Origin of the sequence: Lysinibacillus sp. NPDC093216 (assembly GCF_050280325.1) — a bacterium.
Classification (GTDB): Bacteria; Bacillota; Bacilli; order Bacillales_A; family Planococcaceae; genus Lysinibacillus.
Genome location: NZ_JBNNVB010000009.1, coordinates 80,677 through 98,865, shown reverse-complemented (window position 1 = coordinate 98,865; position 18,189 = coordinate 80,677). Strand labels below are relative to the sequence as shown.

Sequence of the window (18,189 nt, the reverse complement as noted above, 5' to 3'; positions counted from 1 at the left end):
CATTTTTCGCGCAAAAAAGGGCGTAAATGGAAGTCGATTTAAAAGTTTGAAAGAAAGAGAATGGGTAAATTTACTATCTCCTTTCGTTTGGTATGTACAGCTGATTCGTGCGTAGTAGCGAATGCACGAGGCGTACAAGTTTTCTAGCGGTTAAGACGAGAGCACGTTTGTGTTGATTTTTCGTAACTTCATTAAATTTCTTTTGATAAAAGGCTTTATATTCAGTGTCATGTTTTCGTATGGCATCAGCGGCTTGAACGAGATAGTAGCGTAAATACTTATTCCCGGTTCGCACACGATGGGTGTTTTCTGATTCATACTCACCTGATTGATATTGTGACCATACAAGTCCTGCGTATTTCGCTAAAGCGTGATGATCATCAAAACGCTTAATGTCACCAATTTCAGAGAGTAATCCCGCTGCGTACACGGGGCCTATGCCTTTTACCGATGTTAATGTTTGGGTGAATCCTTTCATCATGCGCTCGATTTCTTATCTAAGCGCTTGACTTGGGCTTCCATATGGCGAATTCCGCAAAACGATTCTTGCCCTTTTCTTGTAAGAACTCTACTAGCTCTTCTAGTGGCATTTCCGCAATCATTTCAGGGTCGAGCTCTTCAATGACGGCTAAACTTGTCGTACCAAATGTATTAGAGAACGGGTTATCTTGGCGTAAGCCACTAAATTTTAAAAACAGTTGATTCAACATGTACGTTTTATTACGCGCAATTTCATGCATCATGTGAAAACGTGTACGTGTTAAACGGCGAAGCGCCTCGTGTTGAAGGGTTTCTTGCATATCATATGGCAAGCGTCCAAAGCGTAAATGATCCGCAATAACCCAGGCATCAATTCGATCGTTTTTCGGTAACGTATCGTAGCCTTTTTTAAAGCGTTATTTAAGCAGTACACAAAAAGTGCCCGCAAGGGGGAATAGCTATTTCCTGCGTCAACCTTGTCCGTTCCATTGTCTCATGGGCACAGTCTGAGTGAAATAAAGTTGAAATAAAAAAAAGACGAAGTACTAAAATGGAGCCTCCCCCATCCTTCGCCTAAACGATATAAAATTGGATAACACAAATAAGCAGGTAAGCACCTGTTAGCTATACTATTTTGAATGATTGAAATGATAGAAGTTTCCTTTTGGTCCCTCGCGCGAACCAGGGTCAAACAGGTAAAACATAAAAAGAGTGAGGGAGCCAAAAGGCAACTATCTCCTATAGGAAATCCGACAGATCCCCAGCTGTCCGGATCAACTGATTCTATCGGAAAGAGCTCTTACTACTATTATACGAGGGGAAGCTATTGTGCGTATGAAAAAAATTAGATGTGACTATTGACGGGATTCTTAGGGTTGATACAATGGAATTACCTGATAATTGTGTAATAATTTTGTCACAAAGAAAAGCAAAAAATAGCTGAGCTTCCTGCGTTTGCAGAAACAAAGATAGTTACACATCAAGGTCAGGTAAAACGTGTGAAATGGGATGAGGGTGAGGAGTTTTGAGTCCTGATAAGAAAGATTATTATTATTTGTTGGAAAAGGGTATAGATAAAATTTCAAAAGAATTTTTTGATGAAAACATACTTTTAAGGAAAAAATTATACGGTCGTAAAATAAAGATTCGAGACAAAGACTTATACAAGTTTTATTTTGATAGACTATCTAAAAAGTATGACAAAGAAGAATTAGAATATATTTTGTTTCTATTACGTGAAGATAGAGAAATTTATCAAGGCGGTTGGAATCGTCTTATTTCTGTAATGGCAATATTTATTGCATTTATCGTTGGAATTGTTCCAGTAGTAGATATTTTGAATTTAAAAGAACATTTGGGGGGATTGCTCTTATTTTGGTACAAATTTTATTATCTGTGTCAATTATAGTCATTCCTGGTTACGCGATTATTAAAGAAACAAAATATGTCCGCAATATAAATAAATATAATAGAATGATTGAAATTATAAAATTCTATAATACATTCATAAAAAAATAATCACGATAATCTTCTACAAACAGTAACATGCAACATTGTTTGAAACTGTTGTCCACTTCTTTTTGTGGATATTGGTATTTGAATCGTGGTGCTAAATACTCTTACCAAAGGGGGTGAAAAGTTTTGATAAAAAAGATATTTATGATAATAATGAAGATTATTTTATCTTTGCTTGTAGTAGTTGGATGTGGGATGATTGATGAATTTTTAGGAACATTGATTGCAAGTTTTATAATTTTTTACTATACCCTAATAGTACTTGTTTGGATGAGGAATAAATTTAATAAAAATGAGATAGAAAACAGACTCTATAAAGTCAAAAATAGAAAGATGCATTATAGCATGTTTACATGGTTAGGTGAGGAAATTGATACTGATCTAATTCTGTTCGATTTAATTGGTGAGGAATTTGAAAAAACAGATTCAATCGATACTATGAAGAGGGTAAAGGAAGTGATTGTAAATAAAATGGGAAATGATTTAACAGACTACTATGTATTAAGGGATTTTGTTCAAGCTGGATTAAAGAATAATTTTAGTGAATATCTAAAAGGTTCTATTAGCAAAATTACTGTAAGTGCCGCATTTTTAGCTATTCTCCCGTTAATTTTTAAAAATATTTCTATTTCAAATTTAAAATTTGAAATAAATGATTATACAATTATAAATATCATTTTTATAATACTTTACTTTTTTATTTCTATTACATTTATTTCGATTTTCTATAATATGTTTATAAAGCCTAAAAGAAGGGCTAAATTGTTATTAAACGTATTAAATATAATTATAAAAAATATGGAATCTGAAAAATCCAAGAGTTAAGTTCTAAATTATATTAATTGGAAAAGTAAGATTTAATGTTAATGTTAGATATGTATTGTGATTGTATGCTAATTTTTTTTACATAGAAATTTGATATAATTTTAATATTGATTAATTAAGTTCTACCAGCTCACTGGAGGACAACACTTGATAGTAGCAAACGCTGTTGTCACTTGTTGTCCTCTTTTTATTTCTCTGGAAGTAGATTTTAAAAACAAAAGAAAGGAAGAAAAGTATATGAATTTTGTACAACCAATACGTGATCCAGAATATATCCGTGTAATAAAAAAGTATAAGCGGTAGCCGATAATATGATTCTAATCCATGACAAAGATGTAGGACTAGGAAGTACGTACGATGTCATCACCAGTCTTACCTGAGCCCTCACTATAGACCCAATTGAACAGCAAGAGTCTTCGATACAAAAAGTAGGGCAATTAGAATCCATCATCGAGCAACAAAATTTAACGATACTAGATGTCAATTTATCATTGTATGAAGAAATACTTGCTTTGCGTGAAGAAGTAGCGTAATTGAAAGAAACAAGCAATGATTAAGTTATTTATAGCAAGATTAAAATTAACGTTTATGGAGGAGTGCAGAAATATAGAAGGTTATACAATTTTAATTATGAATGGATTAGCGACTATTAATCGAGTGCCAGTACGATATAAAGAAGCTGTGTTAGCAAACTTAGGAATGTTAGGGCTTAATGGAGATGGTAAACCAATTAAAGAGCAATCGAAGAAAACGCAAGCAGAAGTTTAGTGTTATTTTTATTACCAAAAAATGTAGATAATTAATAATCTTTTATGAATGATATTGGTATATTGAAAGGGTTGGTTATATGGATTTTTGGAACTTTATTGATAAAAATTTTACAAATATAATGGTGCCGCTTAGTACAATAGGAGGTGCAATTATTGGCGGCTTTATTACAAGTAAATCTCAAAAAAATACTATTACATCACAATTAGAATATGAAAAAAATAAAGATCATGAGAAACAAGTAAGCGAAACTTTGAAAAATTATAATAAGGTATTAGAAAAGCATGGCTCTTCATATATTATTGAAGAGAATTCTGGCTTACTTACTGAATTTATATTAGATGAATACTCGGAAAAAATAAGAACCATTATTATATGAAAAATTTCATCTAGTGCATCAAGACGTTGCAGATAAAGTTATTGAAATAGATGAATTAATCGAAATATGTAATTTTAACAGTGATGTAAGTGATGAAAATTCAGAAGAATTAGCTGATTTATATACAGGATTGATTGATTTAATTAAAAAGCATCTAAAAGATTATAGAGTTAAAAACATTAAAAATTTATAAAATTTTGCCTTCCATAGATAATAATAATTGTGGAAAAGACAAATTCAGATAAAAACGGATGGCGTTATATCAGTGGATGGAGTAACACCTTGCCTGAAGCTAAACAGATTGCTGAGCGTGTTATTATAGCAGGTAAATTAAGTTATGGTGCAATTCGAGGTACAACTAAATAATTGAAAAAACCAGGTACTCAATTAATTTTGAGCCTGGGCATTTTTTAGTTGCAAATAAAAAGCTACTCTTTTAAGTGACCTAATTTTTAACTAAGTTTTCTTCATAACAATATTTATACAATTCAGCAGTTACATAGCAATCGTGTAGTGCATCGTGTGATTTTAAATGATTCAATTTTAAGAAACTTTTCAATGTAGCCAATTTGTGATTTTTCGTAAAGTCAATATATTTACGAGAAAGTGATAACGTGTCAATAACTCGATATTTTACATAAGATAATTTTTTCATATTATTAATATTTGTAAGTAAAAATTTCATATCAAAAGGAGCATTGTGAGCTACAATTGTTTCACCTTCTAAAAACTCCACTAATTCATACATTTTATCGAATATATAAGGTGCATCCTCAACATCTTCATTTGTTATTCCAGTGATACGCGTTATCTTTGCTGGTATATTCTCAATCGGATTTATGTAAGTAAAAAATTCATCTACCTTTTCAAAGTTGCGATATTTAACTGCTGCTATTTGAATAATAGAATTTTCCTCTGGATCAAGCCCAGTAGTTTCAAAATCAAGTACTGTAAAATCAACAACGAATTTTCTTGTCTTCGTGTACTTTAAGTATTCTTTACTATCATTTATACGTTTTGGCTCATTAAATTCAGCCCTTAATGTAAGTGTGGAAGGCTCATTCATTTTTAGTTTTATAGGACCAAGTTCATTTTCTTCCTGTACTTTAAGTTCCTCTATAGGTTCTTGTTTTTCAACAGATTTATTAATAATTGGTTGTTTTTTAGAAAATAATTTTTTTAACCAATTCATTTTAACAACCTCCTCTTATATTACATTTTAGGTAATAAAGGAATAAAAGTACATAAAAAAACAGACAACTGTAATTAATACCTATTAAATTAGTACCTGCTAAATTGTTAGTACAAATTAAAACCCATTTTTTAGGTGTGTAACGAGCATTAACCACACGAACCTCTGTTACACAAAAAAGTCACCAAAATCACGAAAAAGTCACATTTCCCCCGAAAACCCATGAAATCAGGCAAAAGGCAAGTCTTTGTACATTCGTGAGAAACCTTGCTATAATAACCATTGCGAATACATATGAAAGAGGGTAAAAGCATGAACGCTTACGATGAATATATGAAACAGGTAGTGAAACCGATGCGTGAGGAGTTAGTGGGGGCTGGATTTACGGAGCTTACGACGGCTGATGCGGTGAATGAGTTTATGGCGGAGACGAAGGGGACTTCGTTGGTAGTGATTAACTCGGTTTGTGGTTGTGCGGCTGGGTTGGCGCGTCCGGCTGCTCGTGAGGCAGTGGAGGCGGTAAAGCCTGATAATCTTGTGACTGTTTTTGCGGGTCAGGATCCCGAAGCGACTGCTGCAATGCGTAGCTTTTTTGAGGATGTGCCACCAAGTTCACCATCAATGGCAATTTTAAAGGATGGGCAATTGGCATACTTTATTCCACGTGAACAAATTGAAGGGTTCCCAGTGGAGCAAATCGTTACACATTTAACAGGTGTTCTAGAGCAAACATGCGAGAAGTAAAAACCATTGTTACAACAGCGGGCAGACCAGACGATTTATCGTTGGCGCTCGCTGCTTTTGCGTGTGAACATTTAGGTGCTTCGTTTGAGCCAAGAAAAAAGCGTTCTGTTCGGAAGATTTCTCAGGAATTGCATGCGCATGTGATCGTTGCTGGGAAAAATCGGTTTGAGTATTATTCTTTTGGTGCCAATGAGCCATTTTTCTTCCATCCAAATTCTGCAGCGTTTCGCTTAAAGCGTGTAGCTCGTGGGGAAGCGGAGCCTTTTTTAGAAGCGGCACAGCTTGAAAAAGGAGATTCAGTGCTTGATTGTACATTGGGGCTTGCTGCGGATGCTATGCTGGCGGCTTATACAGTTGGCGAAGCGGGGAGAGTCGTTGGGCTAGAAGCGAATCCTAATGTGGCCTTTATTGTTGAGCAAGGAATGCAATCTTACGATACGACTGAGTTGCCATTAACTGTATGTATGCGCCAAATTGAAGTGGTGCAGGCTGAAGCAGTTAACTATTTAAAAACTTTACCGGACAATACTTTTGATGTCGTATATATGGATCCGATGTTTGAAGAGATTATTGAAGAAGCCAATAATTTTGAAGCATTACGCTTAGCTGGGGAACATGTGACATTAACGGATGAATGGGTAAGTGAGGCGAAACGAGTGGCGAGAAAACGGGTAGTGTTAAAGGCTCATTTCCGCTCAGAATGGTTTACCAAATATCAATTTAGACAATTAACAAGAACAACAGCGAAGTTTCATTATGGTGTTCTGGATGTTGAATGAAGTAAATATTGTGTTTTCAAGAGGTTTGTTCATTGTGAACGGGCCTCTATTTTTTTATCTAAAATTCAAAATATGGTAATATAAAACAGTGTTGGATAATTAATTAATTAGAGTGATATCTATTCCTTTTTAAAGAGAAGAATAGAATTGATTCCAAGACAAATGAATTTTCTATAAAAAGGAGAACAACAATGAATCGAAAAGAAATAGCTCAGGAGACATTGCGAATTCAGGAGCAAGGCTATTATAAATATGGCAATGAGCAAATAGATTTTGCGGAAGCACAAAAATTTTCGGAGAAGAATAGTGAGTTGATTGACCCGAAACAGGGGAAAGACATTGTCAAAGAATATCTTAATCTTCCTAAACTGCAACAACAACCTGTATATTCCTTGGGAAATGAAGCAACTTTAAAAGCAATTATTGACTTTGCTGAAACAGGAAAAGAGAAAATTGGGGTGTTAAACTTTGCGAGTGCAAAAAATCCTGGTGGTGGATTTTTAAAGGGGGCTATGGCTCAGGAGGAAAGTTTGGCAGCTTCCAGTGGGTTATATAAAACGCAGCTTTGTAACGAGGGCTATTATAAGGCAAATCGTTCGAATCGATCGATGATGTATACGAATTATGCAATTTACTCTCCAGATGTAGTCTTTTTCCGTGATGAGCGCTTTGCTCTGATGAAACAGCCAGTGACAGCCTCGGTGCTAACTTTACCTGCTGTGGACTACGGACAGGCTTTGCGAAGGGAGAAGATAGTCAGGAAGCAGAACGTGTAATGAAAGATCGAATGCGATTGGCATTAGCGTTATTCGCATATAAAGGAGACAAGCATTTAATTTTAGGAGCATATGGCTGTGGTGTCTTTCGAAATGATCCACAAAAAATTGCTGCATGGTGGCGTGAGCTTTTAGAGGATGAAGGCTTTGGACAATTGTTCACAGAGATTAGGTTTGCCGTATTAGACACCTCTAAAAATCTCAACTGCATTAGTGCGTTTACTAATATAGTAGAATAATTTAATAAGCAAGAGAAAGATGTGGCGATCTGAAAAAAATAAGAACATTATTTGAACTTGATTTATTAAAAAAGGCACAGTCAATGGAACTTACGAAACCCTCTAGTCCGTGGGGTCATGAAACAGTAATCCCTGCATCTGGTGTAATTGCGTGTGGATGGGATCAAGATGAAAACGTTGTTCTGATTAGCGGTTCAGGATACAGCATGACAGAGCCAATTACTGGTTCTCGCATACATAGAGCTTATGATGCTAATACGGCTTATGACAGTATAAGTGAAGATAATTTATTTTTTACTATGGGTAAGAAAAAGTTACTTATTATTTTGCACCTCTATTACATGACTCGGTTATGTTTGAAATGGATATAGAAAAAATTTCTGATTTGTTGGAAAAAAGAAAGCAGAATGTTAATTTAGGAAAGGAGATTTTGCACATGATGGCAGACAAAATTCCTCGTTAAGCTCGTGGTCCTCCGCGGCCAATTATAATCTCATTTAAATAATTAACAAGGAGAGACAAATATGATTGGTCCGAAAAAAGTAACGAGAGAAGAAAAAATGGAAATTGCTTATTCAATTGCTAACCAAGTTTTAGAAAGATATGGTTCACAGGTTCAAGCTATAGGAATTTACGGTTCGTTAGCGCGAAAAAGTGATGGACTATTTTCAGATATAGAAATTAAATGTATTTTAAACTCTTTAGATGAGAGTTTTAACTATGAATGGACAGCTGGTGATTGGAAGGCAGAAGTGAACTTTGAAAGTGCAGAAGATATTATGGAAGAGGCAATTACAGTTGAGGAAGATTGGCCATTGACACATGGGCAATTTTTCGACATTCTACCTGTGTATGACCCGGAAGATTTTTTCCATGAACTAAAAACAAAAGCCAACTCAGTAGCTCGTTCAATATTTAAAGAAGCTATCTGTCGAACGTTAATAGAAGAAATGTACGAGTATATCGGTAAATTGAGAAATATTGAAATGAATGGTCCTCATACATTTTTACCGATTTTGGCGATGGAAATTGCAACTGCTGGTGCAATGATTTTGGGATTACACAATAAACAAGTTTTCACAACTTCTGCACAAGTATTACCTGAAGCATTGTCGTTAACAGATAAGCCTGAAGGGTTTGAGGTTCTATGCGAATTGGTGATGTCTGGGAATCTCTCGAATCCACAACATATTATTGCGATCTGCGAGAACTATTGGGATTCATTACTAAAATGGTCTTCTCAACATGGGTATCAAATTGAATGTTCAACTGTTATACCTTTGTAACTTAAAATGAACTGTTTACTTTTTAAAAACTCTATGATATAATATGAATCGTGCTATTTTAGGTGGCATATTTACGTAATCTGGAATTCTGCTTTTTGTTTTTGTAGATACTTATTCACACTGGCGCATGCTATAGGGCTGCAAGGACGCAAAAGAAGGTTGGGTTTGCGTTGCTTAAGTTAGAAAGCACACAGTGGAATTTTACCGCGGTGATGAAACATTTACGTTTCAAGATAATATTCCCCAGATGATTGGGTTGAGACTTTACAATTTACGAAAAATGTTACCTATTAAATACTAAAGGGGTGGTTTCGCAAAAGCGAGGCTGCCCCTTGTCTAATTTGCGGATAGAAAAGCTGAAGCGACGAAAAGAACCATCGAAAAGACATATAGAAGAGCCATCTGATAGTAGACCGAACTTTGTCTACTCTTTTTTATATAATGAATTCCCAACGGTTACATTCTATATAGTTCTTTTTGATTATTTTTTCAGATGAATATTTCAATATATATGAACTTATGTAACAATGTTAATTAATATTTTAACTTAAAAATACCTATATAAAATTTGTAAGTTATTTACAATATTACTATAGTGCAAATGTTGAAAACGAAATCGCTACCGACTGTCGTATTCGTTGGTAACAAGTTAATACCATGTTCAAAAGCGAAGCCGTCTGGATATGGGATGTTATGGAAAGTAGTAAAGTGACATGAATTGAATTAGAAGATATCAATTGATCAAAGTGCAAAATAGCCTTACTGAACCTTTTGTTTTCTGAATATTTCTACTTTTATTACAGAAATGATACTAGCTAAAAGCTGTCGTGCCAAAAGTATAGAGAAAAATTGTGGAGGAATAGATATGGCGGTAAAGCAGATATTATTGATTTTAGATGTATTAGATCAACCAAAAGTAGGGGTGACTATGAATGAATAAAGTCGGTTTTTTGACTATCGGACAATCACCTCGTTCAGACATTACACCAACATTTAAAGAAATATTTCATAAAGATATAGAAATTGTTGAAAGAGGAGCATTGGATTCCTTAAATGAAGCACAATTACTATCAGTTATTGCGAGAAACGAAAAGAATATATGTGCTTCGCGATTGCGTGATGGTAGATCGATAATCATGAGCAGAAGAAAACTGCTACCATTATTACAAAATGAATTAACGAAGTTGGAACAAGCGGTTGATATGGTCGTCGTATTAAGCACAGATGATTTGCCGACTTTAACATGTGGAAAGCCCGTTTTTTATCCAAATCGAATCGTAACCCAAGCTGTTAGTGCAATGGCCGAAAAACCGAAGATAGGTTTAATTATCCCATTAGATGAACAGAGGAGAAGTAAGCTTAAAAAGTGGCAAGAGGTTTCGGATGATATCACAGTTGCTGTTGCCTCACCATATGATTATGGAAACTTTAAAGAAGCAGCTCGTTATCTTAAAGATTACCGGGTGGATTTAATTATTTTAGATTGTATGGGATACAATGATGAGCATAGGCAGTTTGTTAGAACAGAGAGTGGTATTTTTACAATTTTGCCACGTACTTTAGTAGCAAGAATGGTACTTGAATACTTATAACAAGACTAAAAAGAACGTTCCAGACTGTAGATGTTATAGATAAATTTACTCTACAGTCTTTTTTATTTTGTCGAAACTTAATGATCAGAGAGGAGGTCTGGGGGAAGATTCGCAAGTAGCTCAAAAAGTTCAGGACTGTGAGCGGAAGAATTGGCTATAAAAGTAGAAAAGTCCGCAAGCTCGCGGACTTTCTTTGTAAAAAGGAATTGTATTAGTTCGTGAAGCATAAAGATGATAAGTAACCTAACATTATTAAAAGACCAATACCCATTGCGATTTCCATGTTCTGTACCTCCTTTTAAAAAAACGACACATTTAACCAGCATACTGTTAATAAATGCCCGATTAGTTTGGGGCAACAGGATGATGGTCATACAAACGTTTTCACAGGATGTGAAGTTTTTACTTTATACATAAATATTGTACAATGAATTATAGAAATATGAAACCTTTTATAGGCTTATGCGTATATATAAGTAATAGAATTACCAATTTGTACATAAAGAGAAGGTGTTAATTAATGAAGAAATGGGTTCAAAAAAGTATCGTCATTATGGTTGCGTTTTTAACTTTTGGATTAATTACGCCAACACATGAGATATGGGAAGCATTTGATCAAAATCCATCAAATCGTGCTTCTATCGGACCATCACCTGGGACAAGCACTGCAGAAGCGGCTGCTCTTCCGATAGAAACAGAAATACAAGAAGAACCAGTCGACTATGGCTCATTGCTCGTTGACGCTGCGAAAGAGCAATCCTATAAAAAATTCGGCACAAAAATCGGCCCAAAAATTAGCAATGAATTTGACTCCATTATCTTCCCGAAAATGGAGGAAGCTATTGCGATGACAGTAGCAAGCTTAGACGATTCATCATTAGCATCGTTAACAATTTCTGAAAAGCCAAGTGGCAACTATGGCGAAAAAATTTTCAATATTAGTAGCAATGAAACAGGCATGGATTTAATTCGCTTCCATGTCCGCACAGAAAAAAGACCACAGGAAGGCTATTATTACAACTTCCACTACCATAGTGCCGAGGACGACTTTATGGCACATAACAATTTAGGAGATATTTACTGGGAGAAAAACACACCTCCAAAATGGTTATCCTAAAAAATCACGAAACACTCGTTTAAAATACGAGTGTTTTTTTGTTTGAAAACATGGATATATCAACATTTATACCGATTTGTTGAGTTATTATATTTACACATTATCTGGGTAGGGGAGGGAGAAGAAAAGCAAGTGCTCCAAATTCCAAGGGCATATCATCATATATGCACGAAGATGACCAATCAGGGAAAATTTCATCCCATGATTTGAAGTTCACATTCGTTGTGAAAATCGTGCTACGTTTCTCATAACCGGGCATCAATGAGCTGAAAAAACAGTTTTGATGGGACAATATTTGTTATTCAACATATAATCCACATTTTTTAATTTTTCCCCGAACGCTAGTAACTTTTCTTTAAAGTCAAGGTCTCCCCATTGAGGTCTAACGCATCACATTTTCGCATTCCAGTATAAGAAAGCAAAAGTAGAAAGGAATAGTACTTCTCATCCTCATATTCTTCCGCATAATGTAACATTGTGCTTTGTTGGATCGATGAGTACTAATAACCCAGCTTATTTGTTCCAAGAGAAGGTAAACTTACACCTCTTAATTTTTTTCGATGAAGTATTTCATCTTCAATAACTGCATTAATGGTGATAAAAAGTGTGTTAATAAATTCATATTGATAAATAGCTAAGTTTATAGAAACTTAATAACGGTTTAAACAGATAATAATTTCTCGTTGAGTTATGTTTTTAAGGTTCGGTGGGGAATTTCTATACAAAATACACCGTTTAACATGATTGCAACCGTAAGTTGACAAAGTGCAACTGCAACATTGTAGAAGTAAGAGCAATGTTTTTCTAAGATTTAGATAGTATTTAAGAAAGGAGATTCATGTTTAATCGAAATTAAAAAACAGTGCATTATTGAAAGTAATTAGAGAGGAGAAACAATGAAACAATTATCGGAATTATTTTCACAATAGTGGTATTAATTTTTTAAAAGATTTTTCAGGACTCAATCCCAAGAGTTAATGAGCCAATAACAAATATATTCGTATTTGTAGGCTTTGTCTTTGTTGCTGTTATATATGGCATGTCTCGATTTAGAAAAAAATAGTGAACACGCCTTGGAAAAGTAAAAAGGAATGTTCTTTAAAGAAGGAGAGTATTACATGTTTCGTCAAATGGTACAAGAGTTTGTTGGTCAATTATCTGAATTAGATTTATTTTTACAGTATTTGGGCGTTTTTTTTATATCTTTCATTCCGTTCGTAGAATCTCCTGGTGGGGCTGTAGTCGGTTCTCTCATCGGGATCCCGATTATTTTTGCAGTAATTATTAGTATGATAGGAAACTGGATTTCAATCTTGTTCGTTATTTTACCCTTTAATGCTTTGTTTATAAAAATTCGTAATCGTAATTCAATAAAAAAAGGATTTATTCATAATCGCGCAACGAAAGCGAGAGAAAGGTACGATAAATATGGAGTTCCAGGACTTGCACTTATTGCTCCATTAGTCGCTTCCGCCCATATTGCTGCTTTCACTTCATTAGCTGCAGGAACAAATAAAAGAAGAGTTATCTTCTGGCATTCCGTTAGTATAGGTTTTTGGGGAATCCTCGGTGGAGTATTAGGATGCTATTTAAACTATGATTTAATGAAATAATATTTTGAGTCGTTTACTACATTTGAAATTAATCAAGATTATTAAGAGAGGATAATAACAAGATGAGTTTAATAAAAAAATGGATAATTAATCTTGGAGGCTTCTTAATTCTTAACCTCATCTTTTCAACTTTGGATGGTACATTTGTAGTTACTAATGTTAATTTCGGTGATTTTGGAAATAGGATATTACAGACTGAATTTTTTACCGAGAGGTTAAGTTTTTATGAAAATCCCTTTTTCAATATAGTTGCAATCTTCGCTGCACTCCAAATAATAGTTGCTGCTTTATATGATATATCTAAAGTGGTAACTGGTAAATGATATCTTTCAATTCTAATCGAATGAATTGAAACAAATAGATACCCGTGTTATCGTGATGTATAGGAATAAAATGGAATGTGAAAGTTCGTAAATTGGATAAATATTCATTATCCACTACTTTTTAAAAGATAACCCGCTAGATGTGATATATATTCCCTGTGTAACATTTGTTGAAGTATTATTACTAACTAAACGTTTAGCTGTATGAAGGTAGCGGTATTTTTATCACTTTTTACTAATGGAAGGGGTTCAAAGCAAGTGACATTTGGTGAAAAACTTTTTAATTTGAGAAAGGAAAATGGGCTTTCTCAAGAAGCTTTAGCTGAAAAATTAAACACGACGAGACAAGCCGTTAGCAAGTGGGAGAATGGTCAAGGGTATCCTGAAACTGAAAGACTTCTTATGATTGGAAATATATTTGGTGTTTCTATGGATTATCTGTTAAAGGACTCTGTCGAACCAAGCAATGATAAAGAGTCAGGATATTATGTTAGCAAAGAAATGGCAGAAGGTTTTTTACTCTCTGTTCGTAAATCAGCTAAATATTTCTCAATGGGTTTATTTTTTATTGCTTTATCCTTGATCCCTTATTTTATTTTTAAACAAGACCCATCAACTTATTTAGTACCAACGATTATTCTTGCAACCATAGGAATAGGCTTACTTGCGTCAACATCTTTTTTTGAAGAAGATAAATATAAAGTGCTTAAACAAGAACCTTTATTGTTTGATGAAAAATATCTCCAAGAGCTAAACATTAGATATAAAAGTATGAAGAGAAAATACTCAATTATTATGATAGCAGGATTCGGATTATTTGTAGTGGGGTTCTTACCAATTGGATTAGAAAGGAAAAAATTTATTTCCGCTGGTTTTCTGACACCTTATTATCCGATTTGTATTGGGCTGATTGCAGTCGGTATCTACATTTATACCCATATGTCCAATATCCTAGATGCATATAAACTTCTTGCCAGGAATGAAGTATATACTAATCGATTTGGCTTTATGTTTCGAAAGAAAGTGAGAAAAAAGTTTGATAATTTTTAAACTAATACAGATGAAATTGATCAAAACATATACATTTTACAGCCCATGATTAAAGTTGTTTTATGCTTTGCATAGTTTGAAATTATGATAGTTATCTTTGTGCATTGAATTATCAATGTCTATAGGCAAGATTAGATAGAGTATCTATCACAGCAAATTTATTTGGGAGAAAATACACCACCGAAATGGTTATCCTAGTCGAAACACTCGTTTAAAATACGAGTGTTTTTTTGTTGGAAAACATTGATAAATCACCGTTTGTAGCAGATTGTTCTAATGGTAGCGAAGAAAAAACATGTACCCCAAAATGCACCCAACATTAAAATTTCATTATTTTTCGATTTCATGTATTAAAAAAGATGCGTGTACTCCATCTTTTTAATAGTTTTGTTTAAATGAATTGAATTGTTTCAATAGGTAAATTTGAGAAATTAGCTCCCAGCCACTACATTTACAATTAAAAATAAAGTAGGATTCTTTCTACAACCGTCTATACAATTGTTTTTGGATTTTAATAAGATATACAGAAAGTAATATCTTTTTATTAGGAGGTGAATCTTTGTCAAATCAAACATCAACATGTCAAAATAGAAAGTATACAATTACTACAGGACCATTTCTTGTTCCATTGGATGCTGCGGTTGGACAGCCTAATAATCGACTTGTGATTCTTATAAAAAACCCTACAAGCAAACCACTAGAGGCTGATGTTGTGATTGAATATTGCCCTTCTTTACAGCTTTCAATGGAAGGAATATCACTTCCTTTTATAACGAATGAGAATGAAAAACCTTTTTTAGAAGGTCTTCCGTCAACTGTTATACCTCCAAGGAGTTGTACTCGATTGGAGTTTGATATTAGTTCTCTTGTAAATGGAATTCTTCATGTTAAATCTACAGGCGATTATTTAGTAGGAGAACGCCCGTTACGTGGAAGACTTGAAATCGAAGTGGTTGGTGGATCAGGCCTTTCTAGTCCTACAAATCCTGGTCTTGCTGTTGCAGATCCTTCCATGGTATTCCATTACGGTGATATGAAGGTTATGCTTCTCGGAAATTAAATTATAAAACCTTAAAACGAGTACAGGAAGCACAAAAGCGCCGTACTCGTTTTCGTTTTGGATATTGATAGCTATAGAATTTTTTCGTGCACTCGGCATGCGTATCCCGAACAAAGACAGATAATACTTACTAGGCTTTAAATGTTTAAATTTACTAACAAAAATAGTAAGTAGATATGCAAAAAAATCCATTGGTATGATATACTATTGTTGTTTTACATAATTGGAAATTAATATAAAGTATGGGGGAGAAAGTGTTTTGGGGTGTGAAAGGACATGAAACAATTTTTTAGAAAATTAAATAAAATCGATACGTTTTCGCCGTATTTCTTTTTACCATTTATTTTACTGCTATATTTCTTTACGAGCATGTTTGATTGGCATAGGTTTGAAATGTTCAATATACATGTTTCCATTTGGCCAACAGTTATTTTAGCAGTTATTTGTTATTACATAGGTGTTTACGTTATAGACAAGATGAAATGGACAATTCCTTCATTTGGTCTGTCGTTTTTAGGCAAATATGTGATTCATTTTATCGTGTTTCTTACGTTACTTGGTTTATGTTCGTACATATGGATGGTTTTTGGAGGCGGACTTGGTATTTCGGATGAGTCAAATCGCCGAAACCTAAATCCAAAGCTGAACTTCTTTAGTCAATTACTATGGTTTGGAGTTTTATTGCTGCTATCCTATAAAATGATTTTAGAAAAGCATATGACGTGGAAGAAAGGGTTTATCTACGGTCCTATCTATGTATTTATCATTTTTTTATTTGTGTTAGTTGCCTATCGAACGCCATTAATTATTATCCTATTTACAGGGATCATCATTGTCCACTACGTAGTAAAACGAGTGAAATTAACGTGGTTTTTAACAACGCTGTTAGTTATTGGTGTAGCTTTCTCTACGTTTAGTTTTATTCGTGTGTTAACGGAGGATCGGTCATTAGAATTTAATAACCGAGACCAGCCTGATGTGGAGCTAACGGAAGAGGCAAGAGACCAACTGTTAACGGCTGAACAAAAGGTAAATCAAACGCCGTTATGGGTGCGTGCATTAAATGAAGAAAGTGTAACAGGGCATATTGTGTTAAGTACAATTATTGAGTATACGCAGGAAAACGGTTATTTAAACGGTGAAGTCCATAAAGGTATCTTTAGTACGATATTACCTGGTAAACAAATTTCACCTCGTATGGTGGTAACTGAAGTTGTCAATTCCATAAGTGTGGAGAAGGGTAAGGTCATTACCCGTGGAAATCGTACAACTACACCAACTTTTATCGGTCAATTATTTTTAGATGGGGGCTATTTATTAGTAGCAATTGGCTTCTTTTTATATGGTGCTTTAATTTCACTTCTTTATAATAAAGTGAAACAGGAGGGCATTCGTAGTTTCCATTCTGTCGCCTATGCATTTACTATTACGGTATTTACGGTGTCTATGCATACAGGTTTACTCGATTTAATCTTTGTTTTAATGCTTGGCTTTGTCATCATTGCTTCGTCGATTATAAAAGTGGATCAAAATCAGCTTCGTTATTAATTAATAAAAACTATTTATAGAGCCTTCCCCGCAATGGAGAAGGCTTCTTTTTATTCCTCTATAACTGTACATTCAGTGAGATTGGTGAAAAATAAAAATCAGTGGGGATGATAAAACCCCACTGAATAATAATGTTTCACTTTATTGAGTGATGCGCTCGAAAAATTCCCTTGTTTTTTCGATATCCGTTACATGTCGATTGCATGTTTGGCTGTCTGCGCAAATGTAATTACTATAATTCGTGAACGTTCCAACGATTTGCCCTTTTACAGATGTAGTAAATAGGCCTACATCGGAATGGCGGTTACATATTGCACATATTCCACGAATAGTATCATTGGAGAATGTGCCTTTAATCGATTTGAACTTTTCATCTTGTTCCAGCAAGACATATTTTCGATGTGTTCCAGGATCATCCCATGCTAAATAACAAATCTCCTGAAAATCCATTTCTTCAAGCTTCGGTAGTTTTAGCTTTTTTTCCTTTTTAAAAAGGCTCTTCAGTGTGTTGGCAGTGACTGCTTTGAAAGGGATGACGTATGGTTTTAATCGTTCAATATACTCATCACCCTGTGCACGATTTGTCACTTCGAAAAGCTGTTCAATTAGCTCAGCTTCCTCAGCGGACAACGCTAATTTTGCTGTGATCTCGTTTTCAATGATACCGTGTACGGCAAGGATGACGTCCTTATCTTTCGTCGTTGCAAGTGTTCGTATGATTTTATTCATTTGCTGTTCAAGTAAATGATAGTTTGCCACCGTTAAAAACGGCTGAATTGTTGGTTTTTCCATTTGAATTCACTCCTGTATTGTAGGCTTTTCATAAAATTTATGGCCTAAAGAGATCATTCAATTATGTTATTTGCGTTAACTTTTCTAGACCTCTTTGACCTGTAAAGTGTT

The 18,189-nt window shown here is 34.4% G+C and carries 20 protein-coding genes and 3 pseudogenes; 19 read left to right on the top strand and 4 right to left on the bottom strand.

Annotated features, from left to right (window positions below):
- Window positions 1-73: 73 nt before the first annotated feature.
- Window positions 74-896: pseudogene (locus ACQKOG_RS12495) on the bottom strand (IS110 family transposase); the annotation flags it as partial.
- Window positions 897-1,415: 519 nt separating this feature from the next.
- On the opposite strand from ACQKOG_RS12495, the gene ACQKOG_RS12490 reads away from it, so the two are divergent.
- From ACQKOG_RS12490 to ACQKOG_RS12460, 7 genes are all read left to right on the top strand, one after another.
- Window positions 1,416-1,508 carry an XtrA/YqaO family protein gene (locus ACQKOG_RS12490; protein ID WP_427446774.1) on the top strand — a complete coding sequence of 31 codons (93 nt, stop codon included), beginning with the start codon at window positions 1,416-1,418 and terminating at the stop codon, window positions 1,506-1,508.
- Window positions 1,505-1,888, top strand: coding sequence for a hypothetical protein (locus ACQKOG_RS12485; protein WP_427446691.1), 384 nt, complete (start codon window positions 1,505-1,507; stop codon window positions 1,886-1,888). The genes ACQKOG_RS12490 and ACQKOG_RS12485 overlap by 4 nt, the downstream gene beginning before the upstream one ends.
- A gap of 233 nt (window positions 1,889-2,121) precedes the next feature.
- A complete protein-coding gene (locus tag ACQKOG_RS12480) occupies window positions 2,122-2,820 on the top strand; it encodes a hypothetical protein (RefSeq protein WP_427446689.1) in 699 nt (232 codons plus the stop codon).
- 147 nt (window positions 2,821-2,967) lie between these two features.
- Window positions 2,968-3,123 (top strand): hypothetical protein, encoded by a 156-nt coding sequence (locus ACQKOG_RS12475; protein ID WP_427446687.1) that lies wholly within the window; start codon window positions 2,968-2,970, stop codon window positions 3,121-3,123.
- Window positions 3,124-3,369: 246 nt separating this feature from the next.
- Window positions 3,370-3,588 carry a CD1375 family protein gene (locus tag ACQKOG_RS12470; RefSeq protein WP_427446685.1) on the top strand — a complete coding sequence of 73 codons (219 nt, stop codon included), beginning with the start codon at window positions 3,370-3,372 and terminating at the stop codon, window positions 3,586-3,588.
- Window positions 3,589-3,667: 79 nt separating this feature from the next.
- The gene (locus ACQKOG_RS12465) at window positions 3,668-3,967 is read left to right on the top strand and encodes a hypothetical protein (protein ID WP_427446683.1); all 300 of its coding nucleotides are present in this window, start codon (window positions 3,668-3,670) and stop codon (window positions 3,965-3,967) included.
- Between the two features lie 13 nt (window positions 3,968-3,980).
- Window positions 3,981-4,160: a hypothetical protein gene (locus tag ACQKOG_RS12460; RefSeq protein ID WP_427446681.1), complete on the top strand. Its 180-nt coding sequence runs from the start codon at window positions 3,981-3,983 to the stop codon at window positions 4,158-4,160.
- 252 nt (window positions 4,161-4,412) lie between these two features.
- On the opposite strand, the gene ACQKOG_RS12455 is transcribed toward ACQKOG_RS12460, so the two are convergent.
- A complete protein-coding gene (locus ACQKOG_RS12455) occupies window positions 4,413-5,159 on the bottom strand; it encodes a 3'-5' exonuclease (RefSeq protein WP_427446679.1) in 747 nt (248 codons plus the stop codon).
- 312 nt (window positions 5,160-5,471) lie between these two features.
- Here ACQKOG_RS12455 and ACQKOG_RS12450 point away from each other — a divergent pair, with 312 nt between their 5' ends.
- The 7 genes and pseudogenes from ACQKOG_RS12450 (at window position 5,472) to ACQKOG_RS12420 (ending at window position 11,692) form a co-directional block, all read left to right on the top strand.
- Window positions 5,472-5,903, top strand: coding sequence for a BrxA/BrxB family bacilliredoxin (locus ACQKOG_RS12450; RefSeq protein WP_427446678.1), 432 nt, complete (start codon window positions 5,472-5,474; stop codon window positions 5,901-5,903).
- A complete protein-coding gene (locus ACQKOG_RS12445; RefSeq protein WP_427446676.1) occupies window positions 5,891-6,682 on the top strand; it encodes a class I SAM-dependent methyltransferase in 792 nt (263 codons plus the stop codon). The genes ACQKOG_RS12450 and ACQKOG_RS12445 overlap by 13 nt, the downstream gene beginning before the upstream one ends.
- A 191-nt stretch (window positions 6,683-6,873) precedes the next feature.
- Window positions 6,874-7,697 (top strand): annotated as a pseudogene (locus ACQKOG_RS12440) (TIGR02452 family protein).
- An 83-nt stretch (window positions 7,698-7,780) separates the two neighbouring features.
- Window positions 7,781-8,068, top strand: coding sequence for a hypothetical protein (locus ACQKOG_RS12435; protein ID WP_427446674.1), 288 nt, complete (start codon window positions 7,781-7,783; stop codon window positions 8,066-8,068).
- A 153-nt stretch (window positions 8,069-8,221) separates the two neighbouring features.
- Window positions 8,222-8,983 carry an ANT(4')-I family aminoglycoside nucleotidyltransferase gene (locus ACQKOG_RS12430; protein ID WP_427446672.1) on the top strand — a complete coding sequence of 254 codons (762 nt, stop codon included), beginning with the start codon at window positions 8,222-8,224 and terminating at the stop codon, window positions 8,981-8,983.
- A 932-nt stretch (window positions 8,984-9,915) separates the two neighbouring features.
- On the top strand, window positions 9,916-10,575 hold the full coding sequence (locus ACQKOG_RS12425; RefSeq protein WP_370079007.1) for an AroM family protein: 660 nt from the start codon (window positions 9,916-9,918) through the stop codon (window positions 10,573-10,575).
- A gap of 520 nt (window positions 10,576-11,095) precedes the next feature.
- On the top strand, window positions 11,096-11,692 hold the full coding sequence (locus ACQKOG_RS12420) for a YpjP family protein (RefSeq protein WP_370079005.1): 597 nt from the start codon (window positions 11,096-11,098) through the stop codon (window positions 11,690-11,692).
- 181 nt (window positions 11,693-11,873) lie between these two features.
- Here ACQKOG_RS12420 and ACQKOG_RS12415 read toward each other — a convergent pair.
- Window positions 11,874-11,976: pseudogene (locus ACQKOG_RS12415) on the bottom strand (ATP-binding protein); the annotation flags it as partial.
- A gap of 834 nt (window positions 11,977-12,810) precedes the next feature.
- Between ACQKOG_RS12415 and ACQKOG_RS12410 the strand changes: the two are divergent.
- The 5 genes from ACQKOG_RS12410 (at window position 12,811) to ACQKOG_RS12390 (ending at window position 17,286) form a co-directional block, all read left to right on the top strand.
- Complete coding sequence (locus ACQKOG_RS12410; RefSeq protein ID WP_370079003.1) at window positions 12,811-13,305, top strand: small multi-drug export protein; 495 nt, start codon at window positions 12,811-12,813, stop codon at window positions 13,303-13,305.
- Window positions 13,306-13,367: 62 nt separating this feature from the next.
- Window positions 13,368-13,628 (top strand): YfzA family protein, encoded by a 261-nt coding sequence (locus tag ACQKOG_RS12405; protein ID WP_370079001.1) that lies wholly within the window; start codon window positions 13,368-13,370, stop codon window positions 13,626-13,628.
- A gap of 258 nt (window positions 13,629-13,886) precedes the next feature.
- The gene (locus ACQKOG_RS12400; RefSeq protein WP_427446669.1) at window positions 13,887-14,678 is read left to right on the top strand and encodes a helix-turn-helix domain-containing protein; all 792 of its coding nucleotides are present in this window, start codon (window positions 13,887-13,889) and stop codon (window positions 14,676-14,678) included.
- A 559-nt stretch (window positions 14,679-15,237) separates the two neighbouring features.
- Entirely contained in the window at window positions 15,238-15,738 is a 501-nt protein-coding gene (locus tag ACQKOG_RS12395; protein WP_370078997.1) for a hypothetical protein, read from the top strand.
- 276 nt (window positions 15,739-16,014) lie between these two features.
- A complete protein-coding gene (locus ACQKOG_RS12390) occupies window positions 16,015-17,286 on the top strand; it encodes an oligosaccharide repeat unit polymerase (protein ID WP_427446667.1) in 1,272 nt (423 codons plus the stop codon).
- 141 nt (window positions 17,287-17,427) lie between these two features.
- Here the strand turns inward: ACQKOG_RS12390 and ACQKOG_RS12385 are convergent, their stop codons facing one another.
- Entirely contained in the window at window positions 17,428-18,078 is a 651-nt protein-coding gene (locus ACQKOG_RS12385; protein WP_370078993.1) for a FusB/FusC family EF-G-binding protein, read from the bottom strand.
- Window positions 18,079-18,189 lie beyond the last annotated feature (111 nt).

What these genes read in the sequence shown, in the direction of transcription:
- ACQKOG_RS12450 (WP_427446678.1), top strand. Translation starts at nt 5,472, where the DNA reads ATGAACGCTTACGATGAATATATGAAACAGGTAGTGAAACCGATGCGT.
- ACQKOG_RS12470 (WP_427446685.1), top strand. Translation starts at nt 3,370, where the DNA reads ATGATTAAGTTATTTATAGCAAGATTAAAATTAACGTTTATGGAGGAG.
- ACQKOG_RS12445 (WP_427446676.1), top strand. Translation starts at nt 5,891, where the DNA reads ATGCGAGAAGTAAAAACCATTGTTACAACAGCGGGCAGACCAGACGAT.
- ACQKOG_RS12405 (WP_370079001.1), top strand. Translation starts at nt 13,368, where the DNA reads ATGAGTTTAATAAAAAAATGGATAATTAATCTTGGAGGCTTCTTAATT.
- ACQKOG_RS12425 (WP_370079007.1), top strand. Translation starts at nt 9,916, where the DNA reads ATGAATAAAGTCGGTTTTTTGACTATCGGACAATCACCTCGTTCAGAC.
- ACQKOG_RS12430 (WP_427446672.1), top strand. Translation starts at nt 8,222, where the DNA reads ATGATTGGTCCGAAAAAAGTAACGAGAGAAGAAAAAATGGAAATTGCT.
- ACQKOG_RS12435 (WP_427446674.1), top strand. Translation starts at nt 7,781, where the DNA reads ATGGAACTTACGAAACCCTCTAGTCCGTGGGGTCATGAAACAGTAATC.
- ACQKOG_RS12390 (WP_427446667.1), top strand. Translation starts at nt 16,015, where the DNA reads ATGAAACAATTTTTTAGAAAATTAAATAAAATCGATACGTTTTCGCCG.
- ACQKOG_RS12410 (WP_370079003.1), top strand. Translation starts at nt 12,811, where the DNA reads ATGTTTCGTCAAATGGTACAAGAGTTTGTTGGTCAATTATCTGAATTA.
- ACQKOG_RS12385 (WP_370078993.1), bottom strand. Translation starts at nt 18,078, where the DNA reads ATGGAAAAACCAACAATTCAGCCGTTTTTAACGGTGGCAAACTATCAT.
- ACQKOG_RS12465 (WP_427446683.1), top strand. Translation starts at nt 3,668, where the DNA reads ATGGATTTTTGGAACTTTATTGATAAAAATTTTACAAATATAATGGTG.
- ACQKOG_RS12420 (WP_370079005.1), top strand. Translation starts at nt 11,096, where the DNA reads ATGAAGAAATGGGTTCAAAAAAGTATCGTCATTATGGTTGCGTTTTTA.
- ACQKOG_RS12455 (WP_427446679.1), bottom strand. Translation starts at nt 5,159, where the DNA reads ATGAATTGGTTAAAAAAATTATTTTCTAAAAAACAACCAATTATTAAT.